The sequence below is a fragment of the Spirabiliibacterium falconis genome, assembly GCF_014885015.1.
In the GTDB taxonomy this organism is placed as follows: Bacteria; Pseudomonadota; Gammaproteobacteria; order Enterobacterales; family Pasteurellaceae; genus Spirabiliibacterium; species Spirabiliibacterium falconis.
On record NZ_JABMIJ010000006.1, the window covers coordinates 326,485 to 350,431 of the forward strand.

At 40.5% G+C, this 23,947-nt stretch carries 23 protein-coding genes; 11 read left to right on the top strand and 12 right to left on the bottom strand.

What is annotated here, in order from left to right; all coding sequences use genetic code 11:
* Window positions 1-20: 20 nt before the first annotated feature.
* Window positions 21-1,103: a 3-phosphoserine/phosphohydroxythreonine transaminase gene (serC, locus tag HPC40_RS04160; protein WP_208118224.1), complete on the bottom strand. Its 1,083-nt coding sequence runs from the start codon at window positions 1,101-1,103 to the stop codon at window positions 21-23.
* 196 nt (window positions 1,104-1,299) lie between these two features.
* Here serC and HPC40_RS04165 point away from each other — a divergent pair, with 196 nt between their 5' ends.
* Window positions 1,300-1,626 carry a DUF496 family protein gene (locus HPC40_RS04165; RefSeq protein ID WP_208118225.1) on the top strand — a complete coding sequence of 109 codons (327 nt, stop codon included), beginning with the start codon at window positions 1,300-1,302 and terminating at the stop codon, window positions 1,624-1,626.
* Window positions 1,627-1,753: 127 nt separating this feature from the next.
* Entirely contained in the window at window positions 1,754-2,542 is a 789-nt protein-coding gene (gene suhB, locus HPC40_RS04170; RefSeq protein WP_208118226.1) for an inositol-1-monophosphatase, read from the top strand.
* Window positions 2,543-2,576: 34 nt separating this feature from the next.
* On the opposite strand, the gene mreD is transcribed toward suhB, so the two are convergent.
* The 4 genes from mreD to uvrA all read right to left on the bottom strand — a co-directional run bounded on the left by mreD (window position 2,577) and on the right by uvrA (window position 8,173).
* Complete coding sequence (mreD, locus tag HPC40_RS04175; RefSeq protein WP_208118227.1) at window positions 2,577-3,065, bottom strand: rod shape-determining protein MreD; 489 nt, start codon at window positions 3,063-3,065, stop codon at window positions 2,577-2,579.
* Window positions 3,065-4,114 carry a rod shape-determining protein MreC gene (gene mreC / locus HPC40_RS04180; RefSeq protein ID WP_208118228.1) on the bottom strand — a complete coding sequence of 350 codons (1,050 nt, stop codon included), beginning with the start codon at window positions 4,112-4,114 and terminating at the stop codon, window positions 3,065-3,067. The genes mreD and mreC overlap by 1 nt, the downstream gene beginning before the upstream one ends.
* A gap of 44 nt (window positions 4,115-4,158) precedes the next feature.
* A complete protein-coding gene (locus HPC40_RS04185; RefSeq protein ID WP_208118229.1) occupies window positions 4,159-5,208 on the bottom strand; it encodes a rod shape-determining protein in 1,050 nt (349 codons plus the stop codon).
* 127 nt (window positions 5,209-5,335) lie between these two features.
* Window positions 5,336-8,173 carry an excinuclease ABC subunit UvrA gene (gene uvrA, locus HPC40_RS04190; RefSeq protein ID WP_208118230.1) on the bottom strand — a complete coding sequence of 946 codons (2,838 nt, stop codon included), beginning with the start codon at window positions 8,171-8,173 and terminating at the stop codon, window positions 5,336-5,338.
* Window positions 8,174-8,335: 162 nt separating this feature from the next.
* Here uvrA and ssb point away from each other — a divergent pair, with 162 nt between their 5' ends.
* The gene (gene ssb, locus HPC40_RS04195; RefSeq protein ID WP_208118231.1) at window positions 8,336-8,836 is read left to right on the top strand and encodes a single-stranded DNA-binding protein; all 501 of its coding nucleotides are present in this window, start codon (window positions 8,336-8,338) and stop codon (window positions 8,834-8,836) included.
* Window positions 8,837-9,196: 360 nt separating this feature from the next.
* Entirely contained in the window at window positions 9,197-9,985 is a 789-nt protein-coding gene (gene kdgR / locus HPC40_RS04200; protein WP_208118232.1) for a DNA-binding transcriptional regulator KdgR, read from the top strand.
* A gap of 62 nt (window positions 9,986-10,047) precedes the next feature.
* On the opposite strand, the gene HPC40_RS04205 is transcribed toward kdgR, so the two are convergent.
* Entirely contained in the window at window positions 10,048-10,206 is a 159-nt protein-coding gene (locus HPC40_RS04205) for a DUF1328 domain-containing protein (protein ID WP_208118233.1), read from the bottom strand.
* A 190-nt stretch (window positions 10,207-10,396) separates the two neighbouring features.
* Here HPC40_RS04205 and HPC40_RS04210 point away from each other — a divergent pair, with 190 nt between their 5' ends.
* The 6 genes from HPC40_RS04210 to HPC40_RS04235 all read left to right on the top strand — a co-directional run bounded on the left by HPC40_RS04210 (window position 10,397) and on the right by HPC40_RS04235 (window position 15,217).
* Window positions 10,397-11,152, top strand: a complete 756-nt coding sequence (locus HPC40_RS04210) for a Nif3-like dinuclear metal center hexameric protein (protein ID WP_208118311.1) — start codon at window positions 10,397-10,399, stop codon at window positions 11,150-11,152.
* Window positions 11,153-11,250: 98 nt separating this feature from the next.
* Entirely contained in the window at window positions 11,251-11,565 is a 315-nt protein-coding gene (locus tag HPC40_RS04215) for a DUF883 family protein (RefSeq protein WP_208118234.1), read from the top strand.
* Window positions 11,566-11,633: 68 nt separating this feature from the next.
* A complete protein-coding gene (locus HPC40_RS04220; protein WP_208118235.1) occupies window positions 11,634-12,035 on the top strand; it encodes a phage holin family protein in 402 nt (133 codons plus the stop codon).
* Window positions 12,036-12,037: 2 nt separating this feature from the next.
* Window positions 12,038-12,304: a hypothetical protein gene (locus HPC40_RS04225; RefSeq protein ID WP_208118236.1), complete on the top strand. Its 267-nt coding sequence runs from the start codon at window positions 12,038-12,040 to the stop codon at window positions 12,302-12,304.
* 101 nt (window positions 12,305-12,405) lie between these two features.
* The gene (gene fabI, locus HPC40_RS04230) at window positions 12,406-13,194 is read left to right on the top strand and encodes an enoyl-ACP reductase FabI (protein WP_208118237.1); all 789 of its coding nucleotides are present in this window, start codon (window positions 12,406-12,408) and stop codon (window positions 13,192-13,194) included.
* Between the two features lie 64 nt (window positions 13,195-13,258).
* Entirely contained in the window at window positions 13,259-15,217 is a 1,959-nt protein-coding gene (locus tag HPC40_RS04235) for an exoribonuclease II (protein WP_208118238.1), read from the top strand.
* 68 nt (window positions 15,218-15,285) lie between these two features.
* Here the strand turns inward: HPC40_RS04235 and HPC40_RS04240 are convergent, their stop codons facing one another.
* The 6 genes from HPC40_RS04240 to guaB form a co-directional block, all read right to left on the bottom strand.
* Window positions 15,286-16,611, bottom strand: a complete 1,326-nt coding sequence (locus tag HPC40_RS04240; protein ID WP_208118239.1) for a 6-phospho-alpha-glucosidase — start codon at window positions 16,609-16,611, stop codon at window positions 15,286-15,288.
* 1 nt (window position 16,612) lies between these two features.
* Window positions 16,613-18,190, bottom strand: coding sequence for a PTS transporter subunit EIIC (locus HPC40_RS04245; RefSeq protein ID WP_208118240.1), 1,578 nt, complete (start codon window positions 18,188-18,190; stop codon window positions 16,613-16,615).
* 98 nt (window positions 18,191-18,288) lie between these two features.
* Window positions 18,289-19,050, bottom strand: a complete 762-nt coding sequence (locus tag HPC40_RS04250; protein ID WP_208118241.1) for a MurR/RpiR family transcriptional regulator — start codon at window positions 19,048-19,050, stop codon at window positions 18,289-18,291.
* Between the two features lie 69 nt (window positions 19,051-19,119).
* Window positions 19,120-20,694 (bottom strand): glutamine-hydrolyzing GMP synthase, encoded by a 1,575-nt coding sequence (gene guaA, locus HPC40_RS04255; protein ID WP_208118242.1) that lies wholly within the window; start codon window positions 20,692-20,694, stop codon window positions 19,120-19,122.
* A gap of 19 nt (window positions 20,695-20,713) precedes the next feature.
* On the bottom strand, window positions 20,714-21,235 hold the full coding sequence (locus HPC40_RS04260; RefSeq protein WP_208118243.1) for a bZIP transcription factor: 522 nt from the start codon (window positions 21,233-21,235) through the stop codon (window positions 20,714-20,716).
* A 105-nt stretch (window positions 21,236-21,340) separates the two neighbouring features.
* The gene (gene guaB, locus HPC40_RS04265) at window positions 21,341-22,804 is read right to left on the bottom strand and encodes an IMP dehydrogenase (RefSeq protein WP_208118244.1); all 1,464 of its coding nucleotides are present in this window, start codon (window positions 22,802-22,804) and stop codon (window positions 21,341-21,343) included.
* Between the two features lie 173 nt (window positions 22,805-22,977).
* Here guaB and HPC40_RS04270 point away from each other — a divergent pair, with 173 nt between their 5' ends.
* A complete protein-coding gene (locus HPC40_RS04270) occupies window positions 22,978-23,937 on the top strand; it encodes an AEC family transporter (protein ID WP_208118245.1) in 960 nt (319 codons plus the stop codon).
* The last annotated feature ends 10 nt before the right edge of the window (window positions 23,938-23,947 follow it).

The window sequence follows — 23,947 nt, forward strand, 5'->3', positions numbered from 1 at the left end:
ATCCTTTAATCTAAGTGCGGTTAGCCTTGCTGTTCAAACGCTTGCATAAATGTAATCAACGCTGCTACGCCGTCCAATGGCATGGCATTATAAATCGACGCTCGCATCCCACCAACGATACGATGCCCTTTCAGGGCTTGTAATCCCTGAGCGGCTGCTTGTGCAACAAATTCGGCATCACGCGCGGCATCTCCTGTGGTAAATGTCACATTCATTCGGGAGCGATTTGCGAGTGCGACGCTATTGCGGAAAACCGCACTTTTATCAATATAGCGGTAAAGCATCTCTGCTTTTTCTTGATTACGTTTTTCCATTGCGCTCAAGCCACCATGTTGCAGTAACCAATCAAAGACTAACGAGCAAAGATACCATGCAAACGTTGGTGGGGTGTTAAACATGGAATCGCTATCACGCAATAATTGATAATCCCAAATTGATGGCGTTATTCCCTGCGCCCGCCCAAGTAAATCATCACGAACAATAATGAGCGTAATTCCCGCTGGTCCTACATTTTTTTGTGCGCCAGCATAAATTAGACCAAAACGACTCACATCAATTGGGCGAGACAGAATTGTTGATGACATATCTGCCACCAGTACGCTATCACCAACATCTGGCACCTCAAAAATTTCCACACCGCTTATGGTTTCATTTGGGCAATAATGGACATAATCATACGCTTGTGCTTTTTGGGATAAATCGGGCAACTCAACCGCACTTTGCCCATTTTGGTTGACTAAAATGGTTTGCACATCGATTTGCCCATAACGCTTAGCCTCATCAGCCGCAGCATTCGACCAATAACCGCTGTTAAGATAAAGTGCTTTGCCATTCTGTGACAGTAAATTCATGGGAATCGCCGCAAATTGTCCACGTGCCCCTCCTTGTGCAAATAGCACATGATAATTCTCTGGAATGGCAAGTAGCTCTCGGATTTGTGCAATTGAACGCTCAGCCAGAGCCATAAAGTGTTTCCCTCGATGACTCACTTCCATAACAGAGGTGTGCAACGCCTCCCAATTACATAATTCGGCTTGTGCTTTCTCAAGTACTGCGGCAGGCATCATCGCTGGACCTGCACTAAAATTAAACACTCTAGACATCATTTTTCCTTGGATTGTAATATGATTTAATTAAGTGAATTAGTTTTAACACTGCGCCCCGTTTCAATCAATCAATTTATGCGCTTTTTTAAAAAAATTTCTTAATCTTGCTCACAAATTTCATTCATAGACTTTGACCAACGAAACAAAAAAGGCTAAATTACTCAAAAATTCATTTTATGTAGGATATAAAATCATGGAAAAAGTCAGCAAACAATCCTTTCAAGATGTATTGGAGTATGTGCGTATGTATCGTTTAAAAAACAAATTGTTGCGTGATATGGACGATATGCAACGCAAAATCCGCGACAATCAAAAACGTGTATTATTGCTTGATAACTTAAATCAATATATCACTGATGATATGTCAGTTGCAGATATCCGAGCGATAATTCTTTCCATGCGTGATGATTATGAAGATCGTATCGACGACTACATTATTCGCAATGCGGAAACCTCAAAACAGCGTCGTGAAATTAGTAAAAAAATGGCCGAGCAAGCAAGAGGACCATCAAAAAGCTAATCTATCATAGAGGCACATTCAATTTCGTGCCTTTTCTCTTACATTTTTTGCAAAGTGCGGTTATAATAGACTACCAGTTGGCTTTAAGTCCAACATTCTTTTGTTCTTTTTAAACTCGGTGGACACAATGAATCCAATGTTAACAATTGCTGTTCGTGCTGCACGAAAAGCAGGTAATTTAATTGCCAAAAGTTATGAACGTCCAGATAGCGTGGAAGTGCATAACAAACAAGAAAATGATTTTGTTACAAATGTAGATAAAGCGGCGGAAGTTGCCATTATTGAGGTAATTAAAAAATCTTATCCTGATCATACCATCATTGCTGAAGAAAGCGGTGCTCAAGAAGGTGATAATGCCCAAGTGCAATGGATCATTGATCCACTTGACGGCACAACTAACTTCACAAAATCATTACCGCACTTTGCTGTGTCTATCGCTGTACGCGAACATGGCCGCACAACTGTGGGCGTGGTATATGATCCAATCCGCAATGAATTATTCACAGCTGTGCGCGGTGAAGGTACAAAACTGAACGAAATGCGTCTGCGTGTAAACAACAAACAAGAACTTGACGGGAGCATTATTGCAACAGGTTTTCCTTACAAGCAAAAACGCAATATGCCAATCCAGTTTAATATGATGACCGCACTTTCAGATCAAGTAGCCGATTTCCGCCGCACAGGCTCCGCTGCCCTTGATCTTGCTTATGTGGCGGCAGGTCGGGTTGATGGCTATTTTGAAAGTGGCTTAAAACCGTGGGATTGTGCAGCGGGTGATTTGATTGTGCGAGAAGCTGGCGGCATTGTATCGGATTTTACTGGCGGACACGCTTATCTGCAATCAGGTAATATCGTTGCTGCACCTGCCAAAGTAGCAAAAGCGATTTTAAGCAAAGTTCAACCTTTTTCTAAATAGCATCTAAAAGAAAAGCTACATTTATGTAGCTTTTTTATCTCATTTGAAACTTACGACGTAACGCACGCAAAAGCAAGAATACCCACGGCCATAAGATACCACTAAGTATGGCACCAACAAGCTCTTGTGGATTAAAACGAGCACTGTGCATAAATAATTCAAGCAAGAAAATAGCAATATCAATAACGATCACAGATAAAATTGCGATGACACTTTGCAACCATAAGGATAGATTACGCAAAACAAGATAATTTGAAGCAATAATGTAAGTAAAAATGGACAATATTAGAGCATGAACGCCCATAATGGAACCGAGACTTAAATCCCACATTAGCCCAACAATAAATGCCCAACCAATACTCACACGATTAGGTAGTGCCATGACCCAATAAAATAGCACCATCACAAGCCATGCTGGTCGAAAACCTTGAAAATCCGCTGACCACGGCGTAATTTCCATAATCAATGCAACTAAAAATGTGCCTGCCAATAATAATGTTTGTAATATCCAACTGCCACGCATTACTGATTATCCTCTCGCAGTGCATCTTGTTGCTGCTGATTAGCATCGGCAGGATCAACGTCAGAATGATGCTTGTCATTATCATCAACACCATCATTTAGCTCAACTTTTTCTTTGATATTTTGGTTCCGCTTCGGATTTAAATAATCGGTTGGTTTTGCGGATAAACGTTGACGAACCGCATTACGAACATCTTCAGGCGAAATCGAATGTGCTCGATGTAATTCATCGTTAACTGGCCAAAGTAGTAAGAGATAACGCAAACGTTCAAGTGAGGCCAATGGACGAGCGGTAATAGTAGCAAAATAATTTTGTTTATCACGAGATACGCTATCGACTATTGCAACTGGGTATCCTTCGGGAAAACGCCCGCCTAGTCCTGAAGTCACTAATAGATCACCTTTAATAATATCTACCGAACGTGCAACATTATCCAATTGCAATTCATCGCTACGCCCTGTGCCACTCGCAATTACTCGTACATCATTGCGTAATACTTGCAGAGGAATAGAATGGGTAACATCAGAAATTAATAACACTCGACTTGTGGTTGCTCCGACTGAGATAACCTGCCCTACTACCCCTTTTTCATCAATAATGGGTTGCCCAACGAACACCCCATCTTTACTGCCTTGATTAATCACAACTTGTTGGCGATAAATATCCGTCTCGGCCGTTAATACTTCAGCGATTTTTTTATATTCATCGTAGCGAAGGGGGGAATTTAGTAACAAACGTAAGCGTTGATTTTCTACTTTAAGTTGATCTAGCAGTAACAAATCCGCATTTTTTTCACTTAACTGCTGCTTAAGCACTTTATTTTCAATTTGTAATTTACTGGCATCAACAAAGTTATCTGAAACACCATCAAGCACAGTGCGTGGCATATTCGCAAAATAAAATATACCACTAATTGAGGTCTCCATTAAGCTGCGTAATTGAATCATAGCACTACTACGCCCATCCCCAATCATCAACAAGATAGAGGCAACAATAGCAAGGATTAAGCGAATGCCTAATGGCGGTGCTTTGGAAAAAATGGGTTTCATTAATTGTATGTCCTAGGACGAATTTTTCGCCCTATTCTTGGGCATTAATCATCGCTGAAAATATCGCCACCGTGTGTATCAATCATAGAAAGTGCCTCACCGCCACCACGCGCAACACAGGTTAACGGATCTTCGGCGATAATGACTGGCACGCCTGATTCTCGTGATAGCAAGATGTCAATATTCGGCATTAATGCACCACCACCCGTTAACACCATGCCACGTTCAAAGATATCTGCGGCTAATTCTGGTGGGCAAGACTCAAGTGCGGTTCGAACCGCTGTCACAATGCCACTTAATGGTTGCTGAATCGCCTCTAACACATCTTTCGAAGTGAGTTTGAAGCTACGAGGTGCGCCTTCAGCCAAATTATGACCATGCACTTCGATCTCTTTGATCTCGTCGCCGTCTTCAATAAAAGCTGTACCAATTTCGTGCTTAATACGCTCTGCTGTTGCTTCTCCAATTGATGAGCCAAAGGTACGGCGGACATATGCAATAATGGCTTCATCAAAACGATCGCCACCAATGCGAACAGAAGATGAATACACCACACCATTCAGGGAAATGACAGCAACTTCTGTCGTACCACCGCCAATGTCAATTACCATAGAACCCGTAGCTGATGAAACGGGTAATTTTGCACCAATTGCGGCCGCCATGGGTTCTTCAATGAGATAAACTTCACGTGCACCCGCACCAATTGCAGATTCTTTAATGGCTCGACGCTCAACTTGTGTCGCACCTGCAGGCACACACACTAATACACGTGGACTTGGACGCATAAAATTATTACGGTGGACTTGTTTAATAAAGTATTGCAACATTTTTTCTGTTACAAAAAAGTCAGCAATCACGCCGTCTTTCATAGGACGAATAGCAGCAATACTTTTCGGAGTACGCCCGAGCATCATTTTGGCATCACGCCCTACTGCAGCAATAGATTTGAGCGAACCAACACGATCTTGACGAATCGCCACAACAGAAGGTTCATCAAGTACAATACCTTGACCTTTTACATAAATAAGAGTGTTTGCAGTCCCTAAATCGATAGAAAGATCGTTAGAAAATAAGCCACGAATTTTTTTAAACATAGTCATTCCGATTTGAATCTGAGAGTTAATTATAATTGGCAGAAATTGCGCTCAATGTATCAAAATCTGCGCCCTTGCTCAACTTTAAATTGTAAAAGGGCTCAGATTATTTTTAAAACCGCACTTTTTATTTTGCTTTATTCAGCATTGGCGCAAGAAAGCGAGCTGTATGGGATTTCTCGCATTGACATAACTGCTCTGGTGTCCCTGTGGCGATAATTTCACCGCCGCCATCACCCCCTTCTGGTCCAAGGTCAACAATCCAATCCGCCGTTTTGATCACATCTAAATTATGCTCAATTACAACAACCGTGTTTCCTTGATCACGCAAGCGATGCAACACGCTCAGTAATTGTTTAATATCGGCGAAATGCAGTCCTGTGGTTGGCTCATCAAGAATATAGAGCGTTTTCCCTGTATCACGTTTAGATAGTTCTGTCGCGAGCTTAACCCGCTGTGCTTCACCGCCTGACAATGTCGTTGAAGATTGCCCTAACCGAATATAAGAAAGCCCAACATCCATTAACGTTTGCAATTTGCGTTTAATGACCGGAATCGCATCAAAAAATTCACAGGCCTCTTCCACAGTCATCTCAAGGATCTGATGAATGGTTTTGCCTTTATACCGCACTTCTAGTGTTTCACGGTTATAACGTTTGCCTTTACACTGATCACACGGTACATACACATCGGGTAAAAAGTGCATTTCTACTTTTATCATGCCATCGCCTTGACAAGCCTCACACCGCCCGCCACGCACGTTAAAACTAAACCGCCCTGGTGTATAACCGCGTGCGCGTGACTCTGGTACGCCTGCAAATAACTCTCGAATTGGCGTAAATAGTCCCGTATAAGTAGCCGGATTAGAACGTGGCGTGCGTCCAATTGGGCTTTGATCGATGTCGATCACTTTGTCAAAAAAACCTAATCCATCAATACTGTCATAAGGCGCAACATGCGTATTTTCTGCGCGATTTAGTGCATTTTGTGCTAATGGGAAAAGTGTATCGTTAATCAATGTCGACTTACCCGAACCGGATACTCCTGTAATACAGGTAAATAACCCCACCGGTATTTCTAACGTGACATTTTTGAGATTATTTCCCGATGCACCTTTGAGTATAAGCCATTTCTTTTTATCTACTGGTGTGCGTTTTTTGGGAATTGCTATTTTCTCCACGCCAGATAAATAACGCCCTGTCAATGATGCCGCATTACGCATTAATTGTTTTGCTGTTCCTTGTGCGACAACATTGCCACCATGCACTCCCGCACCTGGTCCAATATCAATGATGTAATCTGCTGCCATAATCGCATCTTCATCATGTTCAACCACTATCACGGTATTACCCAGATCACGTAAGTGCGTTAATGTTTTTAATAAGCGTTCATTATCACGCTGATGCAACCCAATAGACGGCTCATCAAGTACATACATCACCCCCACTAATCCAGCACCGATTTGACTCGCAAGACGAATACGCTGCGCCTCCCCCCCCGAAAGCGTTTCTGCTGAACGGGAAAGGGATAAGTAATTAAGCCCGACATTAACCAAAAACAACAACCGCTCTTTGATCTCTTTTAGGATTTTATCGGCAATTTGTGCTCGCTGCCCTGTTAATTGTAAAGAATCAAAAAACACCAGCGCATTGCCAATGCTACGCTCTGCCACATCAGGAAGGTTAAAGTCCTGAATAAAAACATGACGCGCCTCCGTACGCAAACGTGAGCCACCACACTCACGACATGGGCGTGTACTAATCAGCTTTGCTAACTCTTCGCGCACAGCGGTAGATTCCGTTTCCTTATAACGGCGTGCCATATTGTTCAAAATGCCTTCAAATGGGTGCTTGCGTACCACAATGTCACCCCTATCATTAACATAATGAAAATCAATTTTATCGCTCCCTGAGCCATGTAAAATGATCTGTTGAACCTGTTGTGGTAAGTCTTCAAATGGCTGGTTAATATCAAATTTGTAATGTTTTGCTAGTGATGTAAGCATCTGATAATAATAAAAATTACGCTTATCCCATCCTTTAATCGCACCATTGGTCAGCGAAATAGACGGATTTTGCACAACCTGCTTTTCGTCAAAATACTGCTGTACCCCTAGCCCATCACAACTTGGACATGCGCCCGCGGGATTGTTAAATGAAAACAGACGAGGCTCAAGCTCTGCAATCGAATAGCCGCAATGTGGGCAAGCAAAATTAGATGAAAAAAGCAATTCTTCAATATCACTACCCGATTCCATCGGTGCAACAACTACTGTGCCACCTGAAAGCTCAAGTGCGGTCTCAAAGGATTCTGCTAAGCGTGTTGCAATATCTGACCGCACTTTAAAGCGGTCGATCACGACTTCAATAGTGTGCTTTTTCTGTAATGCCAACGTTGGCGGATCAGACAGATCACATACCTCACCATCAATTCTTGCACGAATAAAGCCTTGCGCAGCAATATTTTCCAATAATTTAATATGCTCACCTTTGCGTTCTTTTACCACTGGTGCAAGTAGCATCATTTTACTTCCCTCAGGCAACGCTAACACTTTATCCACCATTTGACTGATGGTTTGTGCAGCCAAAGGCACAGCATGAGTTGGGCAACGTGGCTCACCAATCCGTGCAAATAATAAGCGCAAATAGTCATAAATCTCAGTAATCGTACCGACCGTTGAGCGTGGATTATGTGAGGTGGATTTTTGCTCAATTGAAATCGCAGGCGAAAGCCCTTCAATATGATCGACATCGGGCTTTTCCATCAGGGATAAAAACTGACGTGCATATGCAGAAAGTGACTCAACATAACGCCGCTGCCCTTCCGCATAAAGGGTATCAAACGCCAACGACGATTTTCCTGAACCAGAAAGCCCCGTAATCACAACTAATTTATCGCGCGGAATAGTGAGATCAATATTTTTTAGATTGTGCGTACGTGCACCACGAATCTCAATGTTGTCCATAGTCTTACTCTTTTAAGAAATATTGGAATGATTATCGCAAATCATAAAAACTGTGTAAATATCCAGTATTTTTTATTTGAAATTTGATGATTTTTTTTCTAATCTAGGGCAAGATAACAGATCATAAAATATAACAAGCCAACATTTAAAAAAGAGGAATTTATGGCGGGAGTGAATAAAGTAATTATCATCGGTAACTTAGGAAATGATCCTGAACTACGCACAATGCCGAATGGCGAAGCTGTTGCCAACATTAGCGTTGCAACAAGTGAATCTTGGCGTGATAAGAATAGTGGCGAAATGCGTGAAATCACTGAATGGCATCGTATCGTACTGTATCGCCGTTTAGCAGAAATTGCAGGAGAATATTTGCGTAAAGGCGGTAAAGTCTATGTGGAAGGGCGTTTAAAAACACGTAAATGGCAAGATCAAAATGGACAAGATCGCTATACCACGGAAATTATTGGTGATAACTTGCAAATGTTAGATTCTCGTGCTGACCGTTCAGGGCAACAAAGCGGTAACTATAACCAAAGTGCACCATCAACAAACACTTACAATCGCCCAGCAACGTCACAAGCTCCTAAACAAGCAACACCAGCAAAAGCACCAGCACAACCAGATAACTTTGATCCATTTACCGATGATGATATTCCATTCTAATTAAACATCATCTAGCACAAAACCCAGCCACTGAGCTGGGTTTAACAATGAAACTAAAGTGCGGTTTTCACTTTAGTTGACACTTCATCACAAAATTATTCCCCTTAATGCTTATCTTTTCTGATAAATTCAGCTACACTGTTTTTTCCTGTTTCAATAAGATAGAAACATGCTAGAAAAATAAACACGCAAAGGTACAATTAAGTAAAAGTGCGGTGTCAGGCAAACCGCACTTCATTATTAAAAACTATCTTATTATAAACTTGATTTATCGCAAGAATGATAAAAGTCAATTTGAAAAAATATCACTTTTATCTATAATGCAAGGTAATGTTGCCAATAATTAGCAGTGGAAAAATTATGGAAAAAGAAAAAGATACCCAACCCGAAGCCGTTTCATCCGTTCTCAAAGTGTTTGCAATCTTAGAAGCACTTGCCAAACAAAAAGATATTGGTATCACAGAGCTTTCTCAACGTTTAATGATGTCAAAAAGTACGACATATCGCTTTTTGCAAACAATGAAAAACTTAGGTTTTGTTCATCAAGAGGGGGAAACGGATAAATACGGATTGACGATTAAATTATTTGAAATTGGTGCTGCTGCACTTGAATACACAGACCTAGTGCCACTTGCTGATAAAGAAATGCAAAAAATTGCAAATCAAACTAACGAAGCATTGCACTTGGGGATCTTTGAAGGGCATGAAATTGTCTATTTACATAAAATCGATTCTGGCTATAACTTGCGTATGTACTCTCGCATTGGACGCCGCAATCCGCTTTATAGCACCGCCATCGGAAAAGTCTTAATGTCTGATTTGGATGACGATAAAGTGCGTGATATTCTTAAAGATGTAGAGTTTAAACGTCATACTGAAAATACACTTGAAAATGTTGAACAATTCATAGACGAATTGAAACAAGTACGCCAACAGCATTTTGCACAAGATAACGAAGAACAAGAAACAGGACTACGCTGCATTGCCGTGCCAGTGTATAATCGCTTTGGCCGTATCATTGCGGGTGTATCTATTTCACTCCCAACAGTGCGGTTTGAAGAAGAAAATCTATCAACTTTAGTGAACATGTTACAAACAGCAGGGAAAAACATCTCAGATAGCCTTGGCTTCCACAACTACCCTGTCTAAATTTACATCATTAAATAAAAAGGGAAGTATTACTTCCCTTTTTATTTATCCTAATGCCACCGCTATTTTCTTCGTCCAAAGACAAATGAAATAACAGAAAGAACCAAAAACACTATAAAGAGAATTTTAGCTATTCCAACCGCACTTCCTGCAATGCCACCAAAACCTAACGCAGCGGCAATCAATGCAATAATAAAAAATATAACAGCATAACGTAACATATATTATCCTTTTCTTATGGTAAAATAAAAATGATTTATCCATGTGGTTTGCATTACATATCTAACATGTAATATATATAGCTATACCATAACTAAATTAATAAATGCAAATTTATCCGTCATTCCATTTGCTACATTTTTATGCTTTTTAGATAAAATTAGTTAAAAAAAGAGGAAATATATGCCAAAAATTCATCATTATGATTTAGAACGCATCATCAATAACGAATTAAAAAGTACTGAAATTCGCGATTATGCACCTAATGGGCTACAAATTGAAGGTAAAAGTGCGGTCAGTAAGATGATTTGTGGTGTAACGGCTTGCCAAGCCCTCATTGATTACGCAGTAACCCAACATGCCGATGCTATCCTCGTGCATCATGGCTATTTTTGGAAAAATGAACCGCTTGAAATAAAAGGCATGAAAGCGAAACGAATCCGCACGTTAATGCAGAATAATATCAATTTGTATGCCTATCATCTTCCCCTTGATGTACACCCAACTTTGGGCAACAATGCACAGCTTGCCAAGCTACTTAATATAACTGATCTTGAGCCATTAGAAGAGACACCTTTTTCTATTCCTATTTATGGTAAACTCGAAACACCTTTAACTGGGTCAGCCCTGGCTCAACGCCTTGAGCAAGTGCTCCATCGCACTCCACTGTATTGCGGCGATAATGCACCAGAGCGAATTAAACGCGTTGCACTATGCACAGGTGGCGGGCAAGATTATATTGAGCTTGCCGCTGCGAATGACATTGATGCCTTCATCACGGGCGAAGTGTCAGAGCGAACCATCCATATAGCACGTGAAATGGGCATTCATTTTTTTGCAGCAGGTCATCACGCCACGGAACGATTTGGCGTGCAAGCACTCGGAAAATGGCTAAATACACATTATGATTTAGATGTTGAATATCACGAAGTAAATAATCCCGCATAATGTCATATAATTGTAAAATTCTTGCAATAATGCAGCAAATATGACATTATCAAAAGCAAAATCTCTATAAAGTGAATAAGATAACTAAGGAGTTATATATGAAAAACACTTTTGACAGCAAACGTGACGAACTATTATCTGAGCTACAAGATATTCTTGATTCAGCTGAACAACTAGTCGAAGAAGGCGGCGAAGTAAGTGCGGATCAGCTGAAAAAATTAAAAAAACAATTAGTGGAAAAAACCGAAGGCTATCGTGAACAACTTGATGATCTTCGCACTAAAGCCACCGACAAAGCTCGTGCGGCGATTAAACAATCCGATGAACTTATCCAAGATAATCCATATAAAACTATCGGCATTGTCGCTGGGGTTGCGTTCTTAGCAGGTCTATTAATCAACCGTAGCAAATAATGATTTGTTTCTTAAGAAGTCGTTTCATCGCGACTTCTTAATGTCTTTTTGCCATATGGAGATCACGTATGCAAAGTGTTAGCAAAATTAAATCAGGTGTGAAAAATACGGTTGTAACCGCACTTGAACTTGCCAGCGTGCGTTTAGAAATGGCGACTATTGAGCTGAGCTATATGAAAAGTCGCCTTATTACCGTGATCATCTGCACTCTACTTGCACTTTTTCTGTTTCTTTTCTCTGGCATAAGTCTCCTTTTTGCACTGGATGCTTGGCTGCCGGTCGAACAAAAAAGTTCCGTATTTTTCTTAATAACAGGACTTGGGTTTGTATTCATACTCCTTTTGGGCATTGCCATTGTAGTTATATTGCGTAAACAAAAAGGCTTCTTGCCTGAAACTGTCAATGAAATTAAACAAGATGTGGCTGCGATTAAACGCGCTCTGCGTTCAAATTCATCTCAAGGAGCGTAAATATGAATAAACGTCAACAATTAGAACTTCTCCAATTGCGTGGTGAAATTTTACGCCAACGAATGAAGTTGGAAAGTCGCAATACCAAAAAAACGATTGCGGAACCATTGCATTATGCTAAATCTTTAGCTAATCCATTGATTCGCTCTGCTCTTATTTCATTAGGAACGCGTTTACTCTTTGGTAGCAAAAAATGGCTATTATTGCCTGCCGCTGGTGCAGGAGCTGCTTCATTTTTCTTCTTGAAAAACAAACAACGTGACAAATAACGCAACTCCATGTAGGCGTGGATTATTCTTTTTCTTTTCAGTATAATATGGCAATCTAGATGGGCACTTGGCTCATCTTTTCTTTCAAATAGGACTATATTATGGGCTTTTTATCCAATAAACGTATTTTAATCGCAGGCGTCGCTAGTAATCGCTCTATTGCTTACGGCATTGCAAAAGCAATGTTTGACGCAGGTGCTGAACTTGCATTTACCTATCAAAACGACAAATTAAAACCTCGTGTTGAAGAATATGCCAAAGATTTTGGTTCGTCTATTGTCATTCCTTGTGATGTTGCAAACGATCAAGAGATTGAAAACTGCTTTGCTGAACTCAGTAAACACTGGGAGACCTTTGATGGTTTTGTTCATGCCATTGCATTTGCACCTGGCGATCAACTGGATGGTGATTATGTTGATGCCGTAAATCGCGAAGGCTTTAAAATTGCCCATGATATTAGCTCATATAGCTTTGTTGCAATGGCAAAAGCCGCTCGCAAAATGTTAAATCCAGGAGCAGGTTTAGTGACTTTGTCCTATCTTGGTGCGGAACGTGCTATTCCAAATTACAATGTAATGGGGCTCGCTAAGGCATCATTAGAAGCCAATGTTCGTTTTATGGCAAATGCGATGGGCAAAGAAGGCATTCGCGTGAATGCTATTTCAGCCGGTCCAATCCGTACACTTGCAGCATCAGGCATTAAAAATTTCAAAAAAATGTTATCCCATTGTGAAGCGGTTACGCCACTGCGTCGTACAGTAACGACAGAAGATGTGGGTAAAAGTGCGGCATTCCTCTGTTCTGACCTTGCTTCAGGCGTAACAGGTGAAATTTTACATGTCGATGGTGGCTTCAACATCGCTGCAATGAACGAATTAGACGCAGAATAATTCACTATATTTCAACAGCAGTAAACATACTTACTGCTGTTTTCTTTTGCTCATCAGGTACATCATGTTTCAAGATAACCCTCTTCTTAGCCAGTTAAAGCAACAAATTCGTGAAAACAAGCCGCGCGTAGAAGGCACCATTCGTGCCAATGAAAAAGGATTCGGCTTTTTAGAATGTGATAAAAAAAGTTATTTTATTGCCCCTCCTGCGATGAAAAATGTCTTGCATGGCGACAAAGTTAAAGCCATTATTAGCCAAGATGGTGAAAAAGAACAAGCTGAGCCAGAGAGTTTACTTGAACCAACACTTTCACGTTTCATTGGTAAAGTGCGGTTTAATAAGCATAAAAAACCACAGGTTATTCCTGACCATCCTAATATCACCCGCGCACTCACCGCACTTTATGATCCAAAACTTGGCGAGCTGCACGAAAATGATTGGGTTGTGGCAACCTTGCAACAGCACCCACTGCGTGATGAATCTGGCTTCAAAGTAAATATTGAGCAAATTATTTGCTCAGGTGATGATCATTTTGCACCTTGGTGGGTAACGTTAGCCCGCCACGAACAACCACGCAATCCTGTTACTGGGCTTGAAAGTTATACACTTGATGATATTCCACGCGATGATTTGACCGCACTTAGCTTCATCACCATTGACGCTCGCACCACTAAAGATATGGATGATGCGCTTTATGTTGAACCATTAGAAAATGGTTGGCGTTTGGCTATTGCTGTTGCCGATCCCACTGCCTATATCCCTCAAGACAGCCAAATTGAACGAGACGCACGCCAACGCTGCTTTACCAATTATTTACCTGGTTTTACTATTCCGATGTTGCCAGCAAAACTGTCTGACGAACTTTGCTCTCTTGTTCCAAATGCTCACCGTCCTGCCCTGGTTTGTTGGTTAGATCTTGATACAGCGGGTAATCTCATCAGCGAAGCGACATTTCAAACTGCGTGGATCGAATCAAAAGCGAAATTAGACTACGATGATGTTTCCGACTGGCTAGAAAGCAACGCATCCACCTGGCAGCCTGAGAATGACATGATTCGCACCCAAATTGAACAGCTACATCAATTCGCCCTTAGCCGTATGACATGGCGTCGCAACAACGCCCTCTTATTCAATGAACGCCCTGATTATACGTTTGAGCTCGCCCAAGATGGCGAAGTGAAGGCGATTCACGCTAAACATCGGCGTATCGCACACAAAATGGTGGAAGAATGCATGATTTTAGCCAATACAGCGGCAGCATTTTATCTTACCCAAAATACAAAGTGCGGTATTTTCAACACACATGGTGGCTTTGATAAAAAGTTTTTACAACAAGCGCAAGACTATCTGCTCACCACACTGAATCTGCAATCAGATAGCGAAGAAGCTGCTTCATTTAGCAAAGAACAGTTGAGCAAACTTGCCAATTATCGTGCTATGCGTCAAACCTTGGATCAAAAAAATCTTTATGCCGCAGAGTTACGATTGCGTCGTTTTTTGCAACCTGCGGAATTTAAAACGAAAATCGCACCGCACTTTGGGCTAGGTTTAGAAGGTTATGCTACTTGGACATCGCCAATTCGTAAATATTCTGATATGGTCAATCACCGTATCATTAAAGCCTATCTACACAATCAGCCAATTCATGCACCAGAAGATAGTACGCTGCAACGTTTACAAGAAGCGCGTCGTCAAAATCGACTGGTCGAACGAGATATTGCCGACTGGCTATATGCCCGCTTTTATGCCTCCCAAAACAATGAAAGTGCGGTTTATGTTGCAGAAATCGTAGATATTAGTCGAGGTGGGATGCGAGTGCAATTAACGGAGACTGGCGCAAGTGTATTTATTCCACTTAGCTCCTTGGCGGACGACAAAACAATCCTTAATGTTAATAGTGATGAAATTGCATTGTATATTGGTGATCAAAAATGCTGGCAACTGGGTGATAAAGTCACGGTTGAAATAAGTGATATAAATCTCAATACACGTTCACTACTTGGCAAACTTCACAGCGAATAAAATAAAAAGTGCGGTTCAACCGCACTTTATCATGACACAATCAAAAATGATTTTATATAGCGGATGAGTTATAACAATTTAGGCCAATAGTCTTTATTCGCAATAATTAAATCGTCCAAAATCGCCTTGGCGACACTCGCACTGGGTACCGTTTTTGACAATGTTATCGCCTGCCACATTTTTTGATAACTTTGTTCAATCCAAGCTTCCACCACTAATTTCTCAACTGCGACCTGCTGCTCCATCAAACCTTTTTCAAACGTCGGTATTTTTCCTTGTGCTAAAGGCTCTGCCCCTGAGCTTCCAACTAAACAAGGTACCTCAACCATTGCATCAGCTCTAAAGTTTTCAATTGCTCCGTTATTCTCGACAATTAATAACATTCTTTCTCCCGTATCATATGCTATTGCACAAGCAAGATCGACGATAAAATAGGCATGTCCATCAATCCTAAAAGTAAAATGTTCTGCTGTACCGGCTGAAATAATCTGCTTTGCTGTCGAAAATATCGTTTTCTCTCTACCTTCAATTACTTCATTGGCTCTGGTATAGTTAGGGTTAGAATGTGCAACAACTTCATCTGGATATAAATAATATTTTAAATATGTGTTAGGCAAAAAATTAGGCTCTATGGCTAATAAGTCTTTGGCTTTCCGGTGCGTTTCTTGCCAGCTTGGATCCGTATGCTGCGTATCAATTTCTATTTGAGTTAAATAACCATTTTGTGCAACATAATCTCGTATTTCTGGCAAACGTTCATTCCCATTGGGATCTTTCACACTTGTCCACCAGCCAAAATGATTCAAGCCAAAATAACGCACTTTTAAATCTTTTGGTTGCAACCCTACTATCTGCGACATTCTTCTTAGCGTGCCCACTGGCATATCACAAATATTCAGCACTTTTGAAGTTGGACGAAGGACTCGGCAGGCTTCAGCCACTATGGATGCAGGATTTGAATAATTCAACATCCAGCAATTTGGTGAATATTTTTCCATTAAATCAATTAAATCAATAATATCGCCTATACTGCGCATTCCATATGCAATACCACCTGGTCCGCAAGTTTCTTGACCAACAACGCCATGCTTCAAGGGAATTTTTTCATCTAACTCTCGCATTTTATATTGCCCAGTGCGAATATGTGCCATGCAAAAATCCACATCGGTAAAGGCTTCTTTAGGATCCGTTGTATAATAAAAAAGAATTTCGGGTGCTTTTTCTTTTAAAATAATGGCTAACGCATCACCAATAATTTTTTGACGCTCTGCATCATTATCATATAACTTAATTTGCCTCAACGGAAACTTATCTAAACATGTTAATAACATCATAACAATTCCTGGTGTATAAGTACTTCCACCGCCAGCAATAACAATCGAAAACTTTTTCATTTTATTCTCCTTTATTTTTTAATTTCATCAAAGAATTATCAACAGCTTTCCTAATTGATGACACTTTTAATCCATAAACAACCTGTATGTTTTTATCCATTTTTATTACCGCACTTGCACCTGTTAATTGCGTTAAAATTGTTTCATCTACTAAATTTTCATCCTTAACAATTAATCTTAAGCGTGTATAACAATTATCAACGCTAATAATATTACTAGCACCACCTAAACCATCAATAATGGTATCTGAATCAACAGCGTTCTTACTATTCTGTTGAAGATACTCTTGCCTAGAATACAATTTTGATTCTTCACCTATATTTTCTCTACCAATTGTCATCAGGTTCAAATAACCAATTAGAACTCTAAAAATAGTGTAATATAGAAAGAAGAATATTACGCCCACTAGCATATATAGTGGCCAACCTGTTTTTTGAATACCTAATGGCAAATTAAAGATTAAAAAATCAATAAACCCATTAGGTCCTATCGCACGCACATCAAGTAAACTTAAAACAACCATACTTAATCCACTTAAAATAGCGTGTACAATAAATAGAATTGGAGCTACGAACATAAAAGTGAATTCTATTGGTTCAGTTACACCCGCAATAAAAGAAGAAAATGCAGCAGGAATTAAGATAGCTTTGACCTTTAATTTATTTTCAGGTTTCGCCATATGATACATTGCTAAGCAAGCGCCCATCAGCCCGTACATTTTAGATATACCTCTAGCGTCCCATATCACCGTAGGAGAAAGTCTTTCAACGGAAGGCAAGGCCATTTCAGCATAATAAATATTTCTAGCCCCCTCAAATACCTGACCATTAATTTCAATCGAACCGCCTAATGGCGTATATAGGAATGATGTATAGACCAGATGATGCAAACCTGTTGGAATAAGTAATCGTTCTAACATTCCATAAATAAAAATACCCAATTCACCACTACGATTAATCACAGTTCCAAGTTTTAAAATACCAATTTGAACAAAAGGCCAGATATACGTTAATAAAATAGCAGAAATAATTACGATAGGTATTAATGTAATGAAAACAAAGCGAGAACCACCATAAATTTGAAAAGCACTCCTAAACTCTTTATTACAAAACTTGTTATGGATATAGGCAACTATACAACCGAGAAATAACCCCAGAAATATCCCCATATCAAGAATCTGTACACCTAATACAATTGTCTGCCCCGTTCCTCTTAGGGATTCTCCTTGATATAAAATACCGTTTATTTGCATAAACTTATTCATCGAATAAGTAAAAATAAGGTAGGCTAATACGGATGTAAAACCTGCTTCTGATTTTTTTTCTTTTGCTAAACCTACAGTTAATCCAACACAAAAAACCAGACCTAAGTTTGTTAAAATAGAAAGTAGTGAACTAGACAGAATAGTGCCGAAATCTTTTATAACCCCAGCACCTAAAAATGGAATATATTCGGCTAATCGGGCATTAGTGAAAATATTACTTAATGCAATCAGAACCCCCACTATTGGCAATATAAGAATAGGAACAAACATTGCCTTTGAGAAGTGTTGTAATCCATTAGTGACTTTTTCTCTCATAAGTCCTCCTCACTTTTATCTAAAGAACTAAGCTAAGCATAATACTAAGCGAGAATTTATCATAGATAATGAATGAAGAAAGACACAGGTTTCCAAATTTAGTTACAGGTTATCTTTTGTGTGATAAATTTTATATACTCATAAGTAATAGCTTCAAACAACATGAGTACATTAGGAAAGAACATATTTAGCCTCACATTTAGTGAATCGGATTTTAAATTATCATGTATCTTAAAACTAAATAAAGATAATTCACTGAGACTGTTTTCAATTTCATTCGTAAAACTAATTACGGGAATATTATTTTCTCTGGCTGTTCTTGCTTTATTTAGCACATTGATCGTTTCTCCTGATTTTGACAAAGCAATAAATAACCCTATATCTTCTAGATTATTTTCAAAAACCGCACTAGAATCTGATCCTGATGCAATCATACTTTTCTTACCTAAAACCAATAATTTTTTATGTATATACTCTGCAATAATCCCTGAAAATCCTGTTGCATAAATAAAAATAAATTTTCTTTCTAATGATTCTAACATTTGTATAAATTTTAAAATATTATTATGATTATTTAATTCAAACACACTCTGATATTGGAATAGCGACAAAACATCTTTATTTGTATTTTCATAACTAGGCGATTTTATATATGGCAATAGTTTATAGTGCATATCTACAAAACCACTATACCCTAATTTTTTAGCTAATCGCATAATTACAGATGTTGATGTAAAGTTTTCTTTTGCTATATTTCTTACGCCCATTTTCATCACATCATCAATATGCTCAATAATATATTCTAATACCTTCCTCTCGGTATTTGTTAATGTTTTATCTTTAATAATTTTCTCTAACATAGCTCTGTTTTCAACTATAAAAAAACGGTATAACCAAAAAATTATACCGTATAATACATTTAATAAAATTTACTCCCACTCAATCGTGGCTGGTGGTTTGCCGCTAATATCGTAGGTGACGCGAGAGATGCCGATGACCTCGTTGATGATGCGGTTAGACACTTTGCCAAGTAAGTCATATGGCAAGTGTGCCCAGTGGGCAGTCATGAAGTCAATGGTTTGCACCGCACGGATAGAAACGACCCAATCATATTTGCGCCCATCACCCATCACGCCAACGGATTTCACTGGCAAGAAAACGGTGAAGGCTTGGCTGACTTTGTGATACCAATCGGCGTTGTGCAGCTCTTCGATAAAGATCGCATCAGCACGACGCAAAATATCACAATACTCTTTTTTCACCTCGCCAAGCACGCGTACGCCAAGCCCTGGACCAGGGAATGGATGACGCATTAGCATTTCGTGCGGCAGTCCGAGGGCAAGCCCAATTTTACGCACTTCGTCTTTAAAGAGTTCTTTAAGCGGTTCAACCAAACCAAGTTTCATATAATCTGGCAAGCCTCCCACGTTGTGGTGGGATTTGATCACATGCGCCTTGCCCGTTTTGCTGGCGGCGGATTCAATCACATCAGGGTAAATTGTGCCTTGAGCAAGCCATTTAACGTTGCTGAGTTTGTGGGATTCTTCATCGAACACGTCCACAAACACTTTGCCAATAATTTTACGTTTCGCTTCAGGATCTGCTACGCCTTTGAGCTCATTTAAGAAACGCTCTTCCGCATTAACGTGAATGATATTTAGCCCGAATTTGTCACCAAACATCGCCATAACTTGCTCAGCTTCGTTCAGACGTAGCAAACCATTGTCCACAAACACACAGTGGAGATTTTTGCCAATGGCTCGGTGAAGTAAAAGTGCGGTCACGGAGGAATCTACCCCACCCGATAGCCCTAAAATCACTTGATCATCGCCCACTTGTGCTTTGATGCGTGCCACCGCATCTTCAATGATGTTCTCTGCCGTCCATTCACGAGCACAGCCGCAAATATGCTCAACAAAATTAGTTAATAGCACTAAACCGCTCTTAGTATGCGTCACTTCTGGATGGAACTGCACACCATAGAAATGGCGGTTTTCATCTGCCATTGAGGCAATTGGGCAGGTTGGCGTTGTCCCCGTTATCGCAAAGTGCGGTGGTAGGCGGGTGACTTTATCACCGTGACTCATCCACACATCCAGTAATCCTTTACCTGCCTCATTTTGGGCATCTTGCATATGGGCAAAAAGTGCGGTTGGGTTTTCGAGTGCTACTTGTGCGTAGCCAAACTCGCGGTGATCAGAGGTTTCCGTCAAGCCACCGAGTTGCATCGCCATGGTTTGCATACCATAGCAAATGCCCAGCACCGGCACGCCTGCATTGAAAACATACTCTGGCGCACGCGGGCTATTCTCTTCGGTAGTGCTCTCAGGCCCACCTGAGAGGATGATGCCTTTTGGATTAAATTCACGGATTTGCGCTTCCGTAACGTCCCACGCCCACAGCTCGCAATACACACCGATTTCACGAATGCGTCGTGCAATCAGCTGCGTATATTGTGAACCAAAGTCGAGGATAAGAATTTTGTCATTGTGGATGTTATTCATATTTTCTCTTAATTATGTATTATTTTTTTGGTAATTCTCGAATGATATAACTAACTTTGTCTTTGGTAATTGTCGTGATAACAAATTGATAGTATTTATTTTTAAATTCAAAATTAACTGCATCCCCTGCATGTATATCAAAAGTTTTATTTTCTCCATCAGGAAAAACAATTCTTATCGTAGCGTATTGAAATGTAACTGACCAATCGGCTAGAGTTATCATTGTTCCTGTTACGGGATCAAATTCCGTAATGCCTTTTCCTGGAAAATCACGAGTTTCAAATGAATTAACAGTATCATTTTTAACAGCAACATCAGTATTTTCATTAACAGTGAGTTCGCTTAATTTCTTTTTAAGTTCTTCATTCTCTTCATGAAGGCGTGTGATTTGATCTTTTAATTTAGGATAATCTGTATCAACAACGCGTGTTGCAATAGTCCAAGTTGCAGAAATAGTTGTCGCAAGAATAACGGCTGAATATGAGATGAGTTTAAACCAAGACAAACTTTGCGCAAATTCAGTATTAGCGGGCTTTTCCATAAAATATCCTTTTAAACTAGTATAAAATATAATTGAATTATATAAATATATAAAAGAAAAATACATAATAAAACCGCACTTTAATTATTAAAGTGCGGTTTTAGCTTACCCCATGCGATAATTCGGTGCTTCTTTGGTGATGGTAACATCGTGCACGTGGCTTTCGGTGATGCCAGCACCGCTGATGCGGACAAATTGTGCTTTAGTGCGTAGCTCTTCAATAGTGGCACAGCCAGTTAAGCCCATACATGAACGCAAGCCGCCCATTTGTTGGTGAATGATCTCTTTCAAATAGCCTTTATAAGGAATTCGCCCCTCAATACCTTCTGGCACCAGTTTGTCGGCGGCGTTATCAGATTGAAAATAACGGTCGCTTGAGCCTTTGGTCATCGCGCCTAATGAGCCCATGCCGCGGTAGGACTTAAACGCACGCCCTTGATAAAGCTCAATTTCACCTGGTGCTTCTTCCGTGCCTGCCAACATGGAGCCGACCATCACGCAGCTTGCACCTGCGGCAATGGCTTTGGCTAAATCGCCCGAGTAGCGAATGCCGCCATCAGCGATCACAGGAATGCCACGATCTTTTAATGCTTCTGCCGCATCGGCAATGGCTGTGATTTGCGGCACCCCCACACCTGTAACAATACGGGTGGTGCAAATCGAACCAGGACCAATCCCCACTTTGACCGCACTTGCACCTGCATCAGCTAAGGCTAATGCACCTTCTGCCGTTGCGATATTGCCTGCAACGATCGGTAAATCGGGATATTTCGCACGCGTGGCACGTACACGTTCTAATACACCTTCAGAATGCCCGTGAGAGCTGTCAATTAACAATACATCCACGCCTGCGGCAACAAGGGCATCAATTCGTTCTTCGTTGCCTGGTGCTGCACCAACAGCAGCACCAACACGCAAACGTCCAAATTGATCTTTACACGCATTCGGTTTGCTTTCGGCTTTTTGATAATCTTTTAAGGTGATCATACCCACTAATTTAAACGCATCATTCACCACCAATACTTTTTCAATACGGTGTTGATGCATAAGTGCAAATGCCTCTTCACGCGGGCGGTGTTCTTGCACGGTCACAAGACGGTCTTTCGGGGTCATTACGGCACTAACAGGGCGTTCAAGATCGGTCACAAATCGTACATCGCGCCCTGTAACTATTCCAACAAGATCGCCATTTTCAGTCGTCACAGGATAACCTGCAAAACCATTTTTCTTGCTTAATGCAGCCAAATCTCGCAAACTCATATCAGGGCGTACAGTGATTGGATCGGTAACAATGCCACTTTCAAATTTTTTCACTTTGCGTACGCGGTCGGCTTGGCGTTCAATGCTCATATTTTTGTGGATAAAACCAATCCCGCCTTCTTGGGCAAGGGAAATCGCCAATTTGGTTTCAGTTACGGTATCCATTGCGGCAGATAACACAGGGATATTCAGTTTTATTTCTTTTGTTAATTGCGTGGTTAAATCTGCCGTATTTGGTAAAACGGTGGAATGGGCTGGCACTAATAATACATCATCAAACGTGAGTGCTTCTTTTGCGATTCTAAGCATGGCAATATCTCTCAAATCAAGGTGGGTTAGATAAATATTGCTGGCGGATTATACAGGCTTTATTGTCTTTTGTGAATGCCTTTTAATGCGATAACAACACTTTCTGCCCTATTACTGGCAATTTCAGCAAAATATGACTAAGATGTTAGCATTTAGACTCTATTGGAAGTGCTATGCAAGACACCTTTCTTGATTCGATTGCCTTTTCTATCAGTGTGACGTTGCCGAATATCTTGATGCTCATGCTAGGTATCTATCTCAAACGTATTGGTATGATCAATGATCATTTTGCACAACAAGGGGCAAAACTGGTTTTCAATATTACACTACCCGCACTTTTATTTCTAAGCATTATCCAAAACCCAACGGATTACTCTGCACAACTCAGTATTGTTAGCGTAGGCTATCTCGGCACATTCATTATTTTCATACTCGCTGAGTTGTATGCTTGGCGATTTGTTGCCGACAAACGTGAACGAGGCACTTTCGTACAAGGTGTTTTTCGAGGAAATAGCGGCATTATTGGGCTTTCGTTGTGTGCCAACGCCTACGGTGCAGCGGGTATTGCCGTCGCTTCCGTTTATACCGCACTTATCACATTGCTCTATAATGTACTCGCCGTAATCACGTTAAGCCGCTCATTAGCCGAAAATGGCAAAGCAGATCTGGTCTATGTGTTGAAACAATTAATCAAAAATCCATTGATTATTGCCATCATTTTGGCATTAATGATAAGCCATTTGCCCCTCACCATCCCCGAACCGCTGATCAGCACTGGTAATTATCTCTCACATATGACATTACCATTAGCACTCTTGTGCGCTGGAGCAAGTTTAGATCTGAAACACATTGATAGCACCTCAATGGTCGCCATTTCATCCAGCATTGGGCGCGTGTTTGTCGCCCCTATCATTATGGTGTTGCTTGCTCATTTCTTTGGATTACACGGTATTGGGCTAGGTGTTGTATTTTTGATGACATCAACCCCTGTTGCCGCTGCTAGCTATGCGATGGTACGAGGCATGGGCGGCAATGATAAAACTGCCGCCAATATTATTGGCATCACCACATTGCTCGCAATGTTCACTTCTGCCATTGGCGTAGTGATCTTAAAAATGCTCAATTGGATCTAACCGCACATAA